Here is a 12439-nt window from a genome sequence, read left to right as displayed (position 1 = left end):
GCGAAATCACGACCCACCGAAACGGCAGTAGCGCCAGGAAGAATCCATGACACCGACCGCACCCCGTGTAGCCCTGATCCACGCACTGGGGCATTCGCTGGCGCCTGTGAATGCCGCCTTCGAGCGTGATTGGCCGCAATGCGTGCGCATGAACCTGCTCGACGACAGCCTCTCGGCCGACCTGGCCCGCGGCGGCAACGGGCTCGATGCGCGCATGCACGAGCGCTTCGAGCAGCTGGCCGCCTATGCGATCGGCTGCGGCGCACAGGGCCTCCTGTTCACCTGCTCGGCTTTCGGGCCGTGCATCGAGGCGGTGGCGCGGCGCTGGCCGCACGTGCCGGTGCTCAAGCCCAACGAGGCGATGGTGGCCGAGGCGCTGCGCCGCCTCGTGCCCGGCCAGCGACTCGGTCTGATCGCCAGCTTCGCGCCGACCCTGGAGTCGATGCCGGCGGAATTCGGCGCCGGGGTCGAGCTGCGCACCCGCCTCGTCGAAGACGCGATGGCGGCTCTGAACGCCGGCGACTTTGCGGCGCATGACGCGGCGGTGCGCGCGGCAGCGCTTTCGCTTCAGGCCGAGGGCTGCGCCGTGATCGCCTTCGCGCAGTTCAGCATGGCGCGGGCCGCTCCGGCTGCGCGTCAGGCACTCGGCGCGGGCGGCCCTGCGGTGCTCACCACGGTGGACAGCGCCGTCGCGGCACTGCGCGAGCGACTCGCGACGTCGCCAATGTGACTCGCGAGGGCGCCATGCCCTCCGGTCCGCATTGAGCCGCGAGGCAAGGCCTGTTCATGCCGTGCGGCCGGCCGTACCCCATGGGCCGCAGAAGCCCTGTCTCTATCGCAGCGCCTCGGCCACCCGCGCCGGGTTGAAGCCGACCTGCCGCTCGCCCCGCACCATCAACAGCGGCGTGCCGAAGCCCTGCAGTGCGGCGAAGCGGGCGGCGCAGTCCGCGTCGCGCTCGATGAAGCATTCGCGGAACGGTACGCGGTGCTCGCTGAACCAGGCGCGCGCCCAGTTGCAGTAGGCACAGGACACCGAGGAGAGCATCTCGATGTCGCCGGCCCGCGCCGACTCGGCCACCTCGGCGCCCAGCCGCCGCGCCTGCCACTCCCCCCAGCCGGCGTTGACCAGCGCCGTGCCAGCGACGAGCGCCACGAGGCCGATCAACGAGCGTGCGGAAGTGCGCATTCGATTCACTTTCTGCCCCGCAAGACGGGTGGGGCCATCGTGCGAGCCGATCGGGACGATATGGTTCCTCGGGGCCCCCTTTTCACACCGCCGCAGTCACCACCAGCTCGACCTTCCACTCCGGCTTGGCGAGCGCCGCCTGCACCGTGGCTCGCGGCGGCGCCGCGCCGGCCGGCAGCCACTTCTCGTACACCTCGTTGAGGGCTGGGAAGTCGCTCAGGTCGGCGATGAAGATCTGCACACGGAGCAGCTTGCCCTTGTCGCTGCCGGCACGCTCGAGCAGTGCGTCGATCGAGTCGAGCACCTGCGCGGTCTGCCCGCGAATGTCCTGGCTGCCGTCGGCGGCGACCTGTCCGGCCAGATAGACGGTGCCGTTGTGCACCGCCATCTCGGACAAGCGGGTGCCGACATCGAAGCGTTCAATCGTCATGAGCGTCCTTTGGCAGAAGTGTGGCCGGCGGCTTTGGTTTTCTCGCCGAACTTGCGTTCGGTGCCGGCCAGCAGTTTTTGAATGTTGGCGCTGTGCCGCCAGATCAGCAACACGCTCATCACCACGATGACCGCGGCCAGCGGGCCCGGCCGCCAGATGAGCAACTGATAGAAAGGCGCGAACGCTGCGGCGACGATCGACGCCAGCGACACGTAGCGAAAGAAGAACAGGATGATCGCGAAACTGGCCAGCGTGGCCAGCGCGAGAAACGGGTTGAAGGCCAGCAGCACCCCTGCCGCCGTGGCCACCCCCTTGCCGCCCTTGAAGCCGAAGAACACCGGCCACAAGTGGCCAACGAAGGCCGCGAGGCCAACCAGCGCCACCGTGCCCTGCCCCAGGCCATAGCCTGCGCCGAACTGCTGCACGGCCCACACCGGCACCGCGCCCTTGGCGGCGTCCAGCACGAGCGTCAGGATGGCGGCGGCCTTCTTGCCCGAACGCAGCACGTTGGTGGCCCCGGGGTTGCCCGAGCCGTAGCTGCGCGGGTCCGGCAGACCGAAGCTGCGGCTCACGATCACGCCGAACGACAGCGAGCCGATCAGGTAGGCGGCCAGAACGGCGAGCGCGGAATACAGGGAAGGCATTCGGCTATTTTGCCCGGCGGCAGGCTTGCTCCCTTTCCCTCTGGGAGAGGGTTGGGGTGAGGGCCGGCCCGGGCTGGCCGAGCGACATCACTGCGCGCAATGCACTGATCGTGCATTCACGAGCGCCAGTGCGGCACGCGGCTCGACGCCGACCAGAAAGCCGCGGCGCCCACCGTTGATGTAGATCAGCTGCAGCTCCATCACGCTCGCTTCCACGAACACCGGTATGGCCTTCTTCGTGCCGAACGGCGAAGTGCCGCCGACGAGATAGCCGCTGTGGCGCTGCGCCGCCTCGGGCTCGCAAGGCGCCACGCGCTTGCAGTCGATCTCGCGCGCCAGCGCCTTCAGGCCGACCTGCCGGTCGCCGTGCATCAGCACGATCAGCGGGCGGGCGTTCTCGTCCTGCATCACGAGCGTCTTGACGACGGCATGCTCGTCGACGCCAAGCTGGCGCGCCGACTCGGCCGTCCCGCCACGCTCCACGTAGTCGTAGGAATGCTCGGTGAAGGAGAGCTTCGCATGCTTGAGAAAGACGGTCGCGGGCGTCCCCGCACGGCCGTCGACCTCAGTTCTCATACCGGCGCGGAAACAGCACCCGGAACGTCGTCCCCGCCGTCGGCGTCGTCTCGAGCTCGATGGTCGCGTCGAGCAGTTCGCACAGCCGCTTGACGATGGACAGACCGACGCCCTCGCCGGCTTGCTGGTGAACGGGGCGGTCGTCTCGCGCAAGCTCGCGGCCAGCGTCTTGCGCGCTGCCGTGCCGGTCGCCGTCTGCGTCGTCGTCCAGCAGCTTCGCTTCCGCCGTTGCCTGCTCCATCGCACCCGCCAGCGGCGCGCCCGGCCCGGCGTGGAAACCGGGGCCTGTGTCTTCTATGGTCAGCACCCAGCGGCGCCCGTCGTCCGCGGCGCTCTCGCCCCAGCGCACGGAGACGCCCCCCGTCACGGTGTACTTCAGCGCGTTCAACATGAGGTTCTGGGCCACGCGCCTGACTTTCACCGCGTCGCCCTCCACCACCCAGGGCTGCGGCCCATCACCGTTCAGGGCCAGGCCGCGCTCGGTGGCGAGCGGCTGGTGGTCTTCGCACAGTTCGCGCAGCAGCGCCGCGGCGTCGAAGGGCTGGACCTGCCGATGTTCCTGTCCGGCCTGCAGCCGCGCGAAGTCGAGCACGTCGTCGAGCAAGGCATGCAGCGAGGAGACGTTTCGTGTCAACAGGCGCAGGAACTTGTCGCGAAGCGGGCTCTCGAGATCCCCGCGGCGGAGCACCGTGGTTGCGTTCGACACCACGCCGAGGTTGCCGCGCAGGTCGTGCGCGGCCTGGCGCCACAGCTCGCCGCGCTGCAGCTCGAGATCACGCACCTGTTCCAGCGCGCGCTCCAGATCCTTCACGTGCCCCGTGGCCTCGACCTGCTGCAGCGCGAAGTACTCGGCCGTGCTTTCGCTCACGCCGTCGTTGAACAGCTCGGCCAGTCGGCGGCGGGCTGCGAACACGACTTCCCGCGGCAACTCGGGACGAGCCCGCTCGAACCCCGCCAGCTCATCGACCAGGCACAAGTGCAGACGCCCCAGCTCGCACGTCACCTCCCGCAGGTCGTAGCCCTGGTGCCAGCGGTGCAGACCGTGCGCTGCGGCGTCCTCCACCTGGTCCGCCCTGGACGCGGCGCGCTCCTCGCCCGGTCGGGCGCGCAGAGCCTGCTCGAAAGAATCGAGAAGGCCGGGGATGTGGTCGTGCAGTTGAGACAGGGGCAGTGCCGCACCCGTCTTCAGCGCGGGATCGCCACGCACTGCTGTGCGCCACGCGCGCAGGATCGTTTCACGCCGATCGGCCAGGTGCTGCGCCAGCGCAGCGAGCCCTTCGTGCAGGGGATCGAGGCGGTCCATCGTGTCTCCAGGAGTCGGCAAGCCCGTCCAAGGGAAGGCGGGGCTTCGTGGGGGGTGTGCATTCTCCCGTGCCGGGGCTGCCGGCGGCAAAGCCCACAGTCGTTGTCGGGCAAGTTGCCGCCACGCGGTGGCTCTACCCCTGCCCCGCCGCCGCGCGCGCCCGGACTTCCTCCTGCAGCCGCAGCACGCGCCGCTGCAGCTTGCCGGTGGTGGTCATCGGCAGGGCGTCGATGAACTCGATTTCCTTGGGGTATTCATAGGGGGCGAGCCGGCCGCGCACGTGTTGCTGCAGCGCTTCGACGAGCGCGGCGTCGCCCTGCACGCCGCTCGCGAGCACCACGTAGGCCTTGACCAGTGCGCCGCGCTCGGCATCGGGCTTGGGCACAACGGCGGCGTTGGCCACGGCCGGGTGCTTGACCAGGCAGTTCTCGATCTCGCTCGGGCCGATGCGGTAGCCGGCCACCTTGAACACGTCGTCGCTGCGGCCCAGGTACCAGAGGTAGCCGTCGGCGTCCATGCTGGCGGTGTCGCCCGTGCGGCACCAGGAATCGTCGGCGTCGCCAGTGAACTTGGCGCGGGTGGCGGCATCGTTGTTCCAGTAGCCGAGAAAGAAGATCGGGTCGCGCTCGCCGTGCACGTCGCGCCGGTGCAGGGCCACGTCGCCCGGCGTGCCGCGCGGCACTTCCTCGCCGGCGTCGTCGATCACCGCGATGCGGTGGCCGGGATAGGCGCGACCCATGCTGCCGGCGCGCGCCGGCCAGCCGGGCTGGCCCTCGCCGCTCGCGCCGTTCTCGACGGTGAGGCCGCCGGCGCAGTTGCCGACGATGTAGTTGATCTCGGTCTGGCCGAACATCTCGTTGACGGTGAGGCCGAGCGCCTGCCGGACCCAGGCGAACACCGCGTCGCCCACCGCCTCGCCGGCGCTCATGAGGGCGCGCAACTGCAGGGCATATCGCTCGCGCGGGGCCGGCGCGGCTTTCATCATGGCCTTGAGCGCGGTCGGGAACAGGAAGCTGTGGGTGACCCCGTGGCGCTGCATCAGCTCGAAGGCGCGCAGCGGGTCGAAGCGGCCTTGCGTGCCGACGACGGTGCGGCCGAAGTAGAGCGTGGGCAGCAGCGCGTCCATCAGCCCGCCCGTCCATGCCCAGTCGGCCGGCGACCAGAACACGCTTTGCGTGTCCTGGCCTTGGCCGCCGGGCCCTTGGCCCTGCAATGGGCCCGCCCCCTTCCCGCTCCCCCTCGCGGGGGAGAGCCAATTCAAGCCCGGCCACAGCTCGCGCCACGCACCGTCGAAACCGTTCTGGCTGCAGACGAAGCCGGGCAGATTGCCGAGCAGCGCTCTTTGCGGAAGGAGCGCGCCCTTCGGCGGGCCGGTGGTGCCGCTGGTGTAGATGAGGATGGCGCCATCGCCGGCCTGCGTGGTCACGGCGGCATGGACCGGGGACTCGCGCTGCAGCGCGGCCTGCCAGCCGACTTCACCCGGCTCCGCCGCGGCTCCTGGATCGCCGCCGACCACCAGCACCGCCACCAGTTGCGGGCAGGCCGGCCGCGCCGCTCGAAGATTCGCGAGCGCGCCCGCATCGACGATCGCGAGCCGTGCGGCGCTGTCGTGCAGCCGGTACTCCAGCGCCTCGGGTCCGAACAACATCGACAGCGGCATGGCCACCGCGCCGACCTGCTGGATCGCAATGTGCGCTATCGCCGTCTCGGGCCGCTGCGGCAGCACCAGCGCGACGCGATCGCCGCGCTGCAGGCCCGCGCGTTCGAGGGCGTGCGCAAGACGGTTGGCCTCGGCCTGCAGTTCGGCATAGCTGACACGTGCGATACGGCCGTCCTCGGCCTCGTGGACGATGGCAGTGCGCTCGCGCGTGGCGGCGTCGCGCGCCCAGCGGCCGCAGCAGGCCTCGGCCAGATTGAACAACGGCGGCACCTGCCAGCGAAACCTGCGGTGCAGGTCTTCATGGTGATCGGCGGCGGTTGCGGCGGCGGTGGTTTCGGTCATGGCTGTACTCGATCGAATCGAACGAATGTGCATGCTAGGCTCGCCGCCGGTCCGAAGACAGCCCGCCATGCACGTCGATCTACAACTGCCGCTCGACCCCGCCACGGCGCAGGAACGACTGCGAACGCAAGGCTTTTGCGTGATGAACCCGGCAGCGATGACGCGGCTCACCCGGCAACCGCTCGAAGCCTTCGACGCGCTCGAACGCTACTGGCAGCACCTGCCGCCCGACCAGTACCTCAAGGACGGCGGGCGCTACCGCTTCCGCCGCCACGGCTGCTTCGTCCAGACCCTGGAGACGGCGGCGCTGCAGCCGACGGAGCACCGCGCCCACTGGCAACCGACCACCTACAACGCCCTGCACGGCGGCATGGAGCGCTGGTTCGAGCCGCTCGACGCGCAACTGCCCAGCGAGCCGGCCTGGGGCGCCCTGCTGCTCGGCCTGGGCGCCGTGTTCGCGAAGGTGCGCGCGCCGTCCGGCGGGCGCTGGTACATCGAGGCACACACCTTCCGCATCGACACCTCCGATGGCCTGGGCCGGCCCACCCCCGAAGGTGCCCACCGCGACGGCGTCGATTTCGTCGCCGTGGTGTTCGCCGGCCGGCGCGGCGTGCTCGGTGGCGAGACGCGCGTCTTCGAGGCGCAAGGCCCGCAGGGCGTGCGCTTCACGCTCGAAGAACCCTGGACCGCACTGCTGCTCGACGACCCCCGCGTGGTCCACGAGAGCACACCCATCCAGCCGCTCGATCCCCTCACCAAGGGCTGGCGCGACACGCTCGTGCTGACTTATCGGTCCGGGGGCTTTCAGGCGCCGGTCTGAGCCCCGAGGGCCGCAGGCGACAGCTTCGCAACGCCGTCTCGAAACGCCGCCGCGTCTTCGGACAGCGCCTCTTCCCATGAGCCGCCGCCCTGCAACAGCCGCTGATCCGGTAGGTGCAGCGGCTCGGCCTGTCGGCACGGGTCGACCGCCACATGCAGGCAGGCAAAGCCGTAGGCGGCACCCATGCGGGCGATGCACTCGTCGTTGCCCGACCCGCGGGCGTTGCTCTTGAACAAGGACGCCTTCTGGCTGCCGAGCCAAGTCACAGGCTCCGAGGTAGCGCCCACGCGAACGATCGGCGTTCCCTGCATCCGTACCATCCAGTTGAGCCAGATATCGTCCGCATCAGGGCTCAAGCACAAGAACCGCGCGTCGTCAGTCGCGTCGGAATGCAAGCAGCCGGGGGGGTAGAGCACCCCGCCGATGCCGGTGAAGAAGAGCGGCGCATCCGGCCCGGTGCGCTCGGTCTGCTTGGGCCAGACGTGGTAGCGCCGCGGCCGTCCCGCCTCATCGAACTGCACGAGGTGAGCCCGCTGGCAGATGACGGCCGAAGGGTGGGCACGGTGGCCCGCCAGCAACGAGGCCAGCCAGTCGCGCGGATAGCAGACATCGTCATCGGCTGTCACCCAAACGGCAGCCGGATCGCTCATCAGGGCAGGTATCGCTTTCTTGTACACCCGCCAGTCGTCGTCGCACAAGGCGATGCGCAAACCGCGGGCTTGCAGGCATGTGACCGAGCGCGGCAGCAGGGCGGCATGCGGTGCATACAACCACAGCACGACCTCGTCCGCCCGCGTCGACTGGTTCAACAAGGTCTTCAGTGTGAGCGCGAGGGTCGGAAAGCGCGGCGGGTACGACGTCAGCGTGACGCACACGCGCATGGCGATATCGCTCGCCGCTTGCGGGCGTCTCCACGGCAGGCACCACTCTATGCGCGTACGAGCGGGCGCCAGCAGGCGCCGAAGGCCCTGGCTGATCGAAGCCAGCTTGTGTCGCCACGGTTTGCTCAAAGAGCGCTTCAGTTTCCGCCAGAACTTTTGTGGCAAGCGACTCTCCCCTACCCGAGACGGAGACGATTGTCACCCGTGGCTGAAAGCGCGCACGGGCAGCCGTTCTCGCTCCCACGGACGAATCGTGCCGCCAGTGGTCCGATGCCAAGCGTGGACAATCCCCGAACCGCCTCGACTCACCGCATGACCGCCCCGCCTCGCACCCATCTCTACCGCCGGCTGCTGCGCCGCGTTCGCCCGTACTGGCGCACCTTCGCGCTGGGTGTAGTGGCGATGGTGGTCTATGCCGCCACGGAGACGGCGCTGCCGGCGCTGCTCAAGGAACTGCTCGACGGCAGCTTCGTCGAGAAGGACCCGAGCGCCATCCACCTGATGCCGGTTCTCATCGTGCTGCTGTTTCTGGTGCGCGGCCTGGCCGATTTCGGCCACAGCGTGGCGCTCGCCAGCGTCGCGCAGAAGGTGCTGGCCGATCTGCGCACCGACCTGTTCGGCAAGCTGCTCACGCTGCCGACCCACCACTTCGACACCCACACCGGCGCCTCGCTGGTCTCCAAGCTCACCTACAACACCTCGCAGGTCACGCCGATCATCACCACCGCGCTCGTCACGGTGGTGCGCGACAGCCTCACGGTGCTGGGGCTGCTGGGCTACATGCTCTATCAGAACTGGCGGCTCTCGCTGGTGTTCTTCACCGTGCTGCCGCTGATCGCCTGGGTGATCCGCGCGGCGAGCCGGCGGCTGCGCGGCCTGTCGCGCGAACAGCAGAAGACGCAGGCCTCGATGGTGCACGTGATCAACGAAGCGATCCGGGCGCACCGCGAGATCAAGGTGTTCGGAGGCGCAAGCTACGAGGCCGGGCGTTTCTTCAAGGTCGTGCACCAGTTGCGCCGCTACGCCATGAAGGTGACCGCCACTGCCGCGGCCAACGGGCCGGTGGTGCAGGGCATCGCGGTGCTGGCGCTGGCCGCCATCATCTATTACGCCGCGCTGCAGTCGCGCCAGAACCAGCTCACCGTGGGCGGCTTCGTGTCCTTCTTCGGCGCGATGGCGCTGCTGCTGGCGCCGCTCAAGCGCCTGTCCAACGTCAACGAAGTGCTGCAGCGCGGCCTGGCCGCGGCCGACAGCGTGTTCGAGCTGCTCGATGCGACGGTCGAGCCCGACACCGGCACGCGGCGCATCGAGCGGGCTCAGGGCGCCGTGCGCTTCGAGGACGTGAGCCTGCGCTATCCGCAGGCCGAGCGCGACGCGCTGCACGGCGTGAACCTCGACATCCGGCCTGGTGAAACGCTCGCCCTCGTGGGCGCTTCGGGCAGCGGCAAGACCTCGCTGATGGCGCTGATCCCGCGCTTTTACGTGCCCGACGGCGGCCGCGTGCTGCTCGACGGCATCGACGTGCGCGAGCTCCGTCTCGCCGACCTGCGCGCGAACATCGCGCTGGTGACGCAGCACACCGTGCTGTTCAACGACACCATCGCCGCCAATATCGCCTACGGCGCCGAGCGGGAGGTGAGCGACGCGCAGATCGCCGATGCCGCCGAGGCGGCGCACGCCATGGAGTTCATCCGCGATCTGCCGCAGGGCCTGCACACCCAGGTCGGCGAGAACGGTGCGCGCCTTTCCGGCGGTCAGCGTCAGCGCCTGGCCATCGCCCGCGCGCTGCTCAAGGACGCGCCGATCCTGCTGCTCGACGAGGCCACCTCGGCGCTCGACACCGCAAGCGAGCGAGCGGTGCAGGCGGCCATCGAAAACCTCAAGCGAGGCCGCACCACGATCATGATCGCGCACCGCCTCTCGACCATCGTCAACGCCGAGCGCATCGTCGTCATGGACCAGGGCCGCATCGCAGAGGTCGGCAGTCACGCCGAACTGGTCGAGCGCGGCGGCATCTACAGCCGCCTGCACCGGCTGCAGTTCGCCGAGGCTGACGCGCCGGCCGCCGCCGGTTGAGCGCACGCACCGCGAGATGCAGCGCATCCTGGTGATCCGCCTGTCGGCGCTGGGCGACGTGGTGATGGCTTCGGGCCTGATCCCTGCGCTGCGCGCGCTGTGGCCGCAGGCGCACATCGCCTGGCTGGTCGAGCCGGCGGCGGCACCGCTGCTCAGCCACAACCCCCGGCTCGACGAGGTGATCGTCTGGCCGCGCGGCGAATGGCAGCGGCTGTGGCGAGAGCGGCGATTCATCGAACTGTGGCGGCACTTTTCCGCGCTGCGCGCCACGCTGCGCGAGCGGCGCTTCGACCTTGTGCTCGACGCCCAGGGACTGCTCAAGAGCGGCCTGTGGTCGTGGCTGAGCGGCGCGCCGCGGCGGCTCTCGCTGATCGGCCGCGAGAGCAGCCACCGCCTCGCCACCGAGCGCGTCGTGCCGCCGGCCCAGGTCGGCATGCGACTGATCGGGGCGGAGTACCGGCACCTCGCGAAGCACCTCGGCGCGCCGGCCGAGGCGTTTCGGCTCGACCTCGCCGTGGGCGACGAGGCGCGGCGCAAGGTCCGCGACAAACTCGCCGGTGCCGAGCTGCGGGCGGCCGCCCGCGAACACAGCGCCCTGGCGGCCTTGCGGGCGGCCTCGTCCGAGCCGGGCCCTGCGGCGTCACCGGCCGCGGCCTCGCCCGCCCGCTACGTCGTGCTCTGCCCCTTCACCACCCGCCCTCAGAAACACTGGTTCGAAGACCGCTGGCAGGCACTGGCGCAGCGCTTTCTGGAAAGCGGCCTGCGGCCGGTCCTCCTGGGCGGCCCGAGCGACCGCGAGGCCGCGGAGCGTATCGCCGCTGGCGTGCCGGGCCTCGTCAACCTGGCCGGCGTGCTGCCGCTCGATGAAAGCGTCGCCGCCATCGGCGACGCCGCCGTGCTGATCGGCGTGGACACCGGCCTCACGCACATGGCGGTGGCGCTCGGCGTGCCGAGCGTCGCCCTGTTCGGCTCGACCCGGCCCTACCTCGACACCGGCTCGGCACGCAGCGTCGTGCTCTACGAGCACCTGCCCTGCGCGCCCTGCCGCCGCCACCCGACCTGCGGCGGCCGCTTCGACTGCATGCGCGCCTTCGAAGCCGAACGCGTGTTCGACGACGCCCTGCGCGTGCTGGCCGGCACGGTGAGCATCCGGCTGACACCGCTGTGAAGACGCTGCACGTCGAGGCCGGCATGCACCTGTACGGCGGTGCCTTGCAGGTGGTCTTTCTGCTCCAGGGGCTCAGGGCGCGTGGCGAGGAAGCGGTGCTCGTCTGCCCCCGCGGCAGCGCCATCGCGGCGGCGGCCCGGCAGCATGCGGCGCGCGTGCACGAGATCGACATGAAAGGCGACCTCGATATCGGCCTGGTGAGCCGGCTGCGCCGCCTGATCCGCGCCGAGCGGCCCGACATCGTGCACCTGCACAGCCGCCGCGGCAGCGACCTTTGGGGCGGACTCGCCGCGCGGCGCGAAGCTGTGCCCGCAGTGCTGAGCCGGCGCGTCGATAACCCGGAGCCGCGCTGGTGGGTATCGCGCAAGTACCGGCTCTATGCGCGCGTGATCGCCATCTCCAACGGCATCCGCGAAGTGCTGCTGGCCGAGGGCGTGCCGCCCGAGCGCGTGGTGTGCGTACACAGCGCGGTCGATACGAAACGGTATCGGCCGGGCCGCGCCGGCAGGGCCTGGTTGCGCACGGAATTCGGGCTGGCCGGCGACGAACTCACGCTCGCCATGGCCGCGCAGTTCATTGCCCGCAAGGGCCATCGCACGCTGCTCGCAGCGCTGCCTTCGGTGCTGACGGCGCACCCGCACACGCGGGTATTGCTGTTCGGCCAGGGGCCCGAGCTGGAGCCGGTCCGCCGCCTCGTGAACCAGGCAGGGCTTGCCGAGCGCGTGGTGTTTGCCGGCTTTCGCAGCGATCTCGAGCGCGTGCTGCCCTGCGTCGATGTGATGGTGCACCCCGCCGAGATGGAGGGCCTGGGCGTGGCACTCCTGCAGGCTGCGGCCTGCGGGCTGCCGATCGTCGCCGGGCGCGCCGGCGGCATTCCCGAGATCGTTCGGCCGGGTCTCAACGGCGAGTTGATCGAGCCGGGCGATGCTGCGGCGCTGGCGACTCACCTCGTGCGGCTGCTCGGCGACGAGGCACTGCGCGAGCGCTACGGCGCCGCCGGGCGGGAGCTGGCGCTGCGCGAGTTTTCGCTCGACGCCATGGTGGACGGCAACCGCGAGGTTTACCGTGCAGTGCTCGCGGCTCGTGCGCCGCGCTGAGCACGGCACTCGCTCACCCGCGGAACTCCCGGCGTCCCGCTCCTCCCGACAGGCTCCCTCATGCGCCCGACGGGCCCCGCAAGCCAGCAAAGCCGAAGCCATCCCATGCACATCGCCTTCTTCGCAGAACAGCTCTACTACCTGCCGCAGTTCTCGCCCGTGATCCGCTGCCTGCTGGCGCGCGGCCACCGCGTCACCACGCTGCTGAGGCTCGACGCGGCCCTGCGCGACATGCCCTTGCCTGCCTTCGAAACGC

12 protein-coding genes are annotated in these 12439 nt (G+C 70.2%); 5 read left to right on the top strand and 7 right to left on the bottom strand.

The window, feature by feature from the left end:
- The first annotated feature begins 46 nt into the window (after nucleotides 1–46).
- Nucleotides 47–730, top strand: coding sequence for an aspartate/glutamate racemase family protein (locus H0W40_RS04325; RefSeq protein WP_292443622.1), 684 nt, complete (start codon nucleotides 47–49; stop codon nucleotides 728–730).
- A 102-nt stretch (nucleotides 731–832) separates the two neighbouring features.
- On the opposite strand, the gene H0W40_RS04320 is transcribed toward H0W40_RS04325, so the two are convergent.
- From H0W40_RS04320 to H0W40_RS04295, 6 genes are all read right to left on the bottom strand, one after another.
- Nucleotides 833–1186 (bottom strand): glutaredoxin family protein, encoded by a 354-nt coding sequence (locus H0W40_RS04320; RefSeq protein WP_292443619.1) that lies wholly within the window; start codon nucleotides 1184–1186, stop codon nucleotides 833–835.
- Between the two features lie 82 nt (nucleotides 1187–1268).
- Entirely contained in the window at nucleotides 1269–1616 is a 348-nt protein-coding gene (locus H0W40_RS04315) for a RidA family protein (protein WP_292443616.1), read from the bottom strand.
- Nucleotides 1613–2260 (bottom strand): glycerol-3-phosphate 1-O-acyltransferase PlsY, encoded by a 648-nt coding sequence (gene plsY / locus H0W40_RS04310; protein WP_292443614.1) that lies wholly within the window; start codon nucleotides 2258–2260, stop codon nucleotides 1613–1615. The genes H0W40_RS04315 and plsY overlap by 4 nt, the downstream gene beginning before the upstream one ends.
- An 87-nt stretch (nucleotides 2261–2347) precedes the next feature.
- Nucleotides 2348–2836 (bottom strand): Cys-tRNA(Pro) deacylase, encoded by a 489-nt coding sequence (gene ybaK, locus H0W40_RS04305; RefSeq protein WP_292443612.1) that lies wholly within the window; start codon nucleotides 2834–2836, stop codon nucleotides 2348–2350.
- Entirely contained in the window at nucleotides 2826–4139 is a 1314-nt protein-coding gene (locus H0W40_RS04300) for a sensor histidine kinase (RefSeq protein WP_292443609.1), read from the bottom strand. The genes ybaK and H0W40_RS04300 overlap by 11 nt, the downstream gene beginning before the upstream one ends.
- 133 nt (nucleotides 4140–4272) lie before the next feature.
- A complete protein-coding gene (locus tag H0W40_RS04295) occupies nucleotides 4273–6141 on the bottom strand; it encodes an acyl-CoA synthetase (protein WP_292443606.1) in 1869 nt (622 codons plus the stop codon).
- Between the two features lie 67 nt (nucleotides 6142–6208).
- Here H0W40_RS04295 and H0W40_RS04290 point away from each other — a divergent pair, with 67 nt between their 5' ends.
- Complete coding sequence (locus H0W40_RS04290; RefSeq protein ID WP_292443604.1) at nucleotides 6209–6961, top strand: 2OG-Fe dioxygenase family protein; 753 nt, start codon at nucleotides 6209–6211, stop codon at nucleotides 6959–6961.
- Here H0W40_RS04290 and H0W40_RS04285 read toward each other — a convergent pair.
- The gene (locus H0W40_RS04285; RefSeq protein ID WP_292443601.1) at nucleotides 6946–7971 is read right to left on the bottom strand and encodes a hypothetical protein; all 1026 of its coding nucleotides are present in this window, start codon (nucleotides 7969–7971) and stop codon (nucleotides 6946–6948) included. The two genes, H0W40_RS04290 and H0W40_RS04285, sit on opposite strands and share 16 nt — an antisense overlap.
- A 183-nt stretch (nucleotides 7972–8154) precedes the next feature.
- Here H0W40_RS04285 and msbA point away from each other — a divergent pair, with 183 nt between their 5' ends.
- From msbA to H0W40_RS04270, 3 genes are read left to right on the top strand one after another with little or no spacing between them, the layout of a single operon-like run.
- Complete coding sequence (gene msbA, locus H0W40_RS04280) at nucleotides 8155–9918, top strand: lipid A export permease/ATP-binding protein MsbA (protein WP_292443598.1); 1764 nt, start codon at nucleotides 8155–8157, stop codon at nucleotides 9916–9918.
- A gap of 16 nt (nucleotides 9919–9934) precedes the next feature.
- A complete protein-coding gene (locus H0W40_RS04275; protein ID WP_292443596.1) occupies nucleotides 9935–11086 on the top strand; it encodes a glycosyltransferase family 9 protein in 1152 nt (383 codons plus the stop codon).
- Nucleotides 11083–12183 carry a glycosyltransferase gene (locus H0W40_RS04270; protein ID WP_292443593.1) on the top strand — a complete coding sequence of 367 codons (1101 nt, stop codon included), beginning with the start codon at nucleotides 11083–11085 and terminating at the stop codon, nucleotides 12181–12183. The genes H0W40_RS04275 and H0W40_RS04270 overlap by 4 nt, the downstream gene beginning before the upstream one ends.
- Nucleotides 12184–12439: the final 256 nt, after the last annotated feature.

The sequence above is a fragment of the Methylibium sp. genome, from assembly GCF_013817345.1.
In the GTDB taxonomy this organism is placed as follows: domain Bacteria; phylum Pseudomonadota; class Gammaproteobacteria; order Burkholderiales; family Burkholderiaceae_C; genus Methylibium.
The sequence above is the reverse complement of the archived record's forward strand: the minus strand, read 5'-3'. Positions and strand labels throughout refer to the sequence as shown.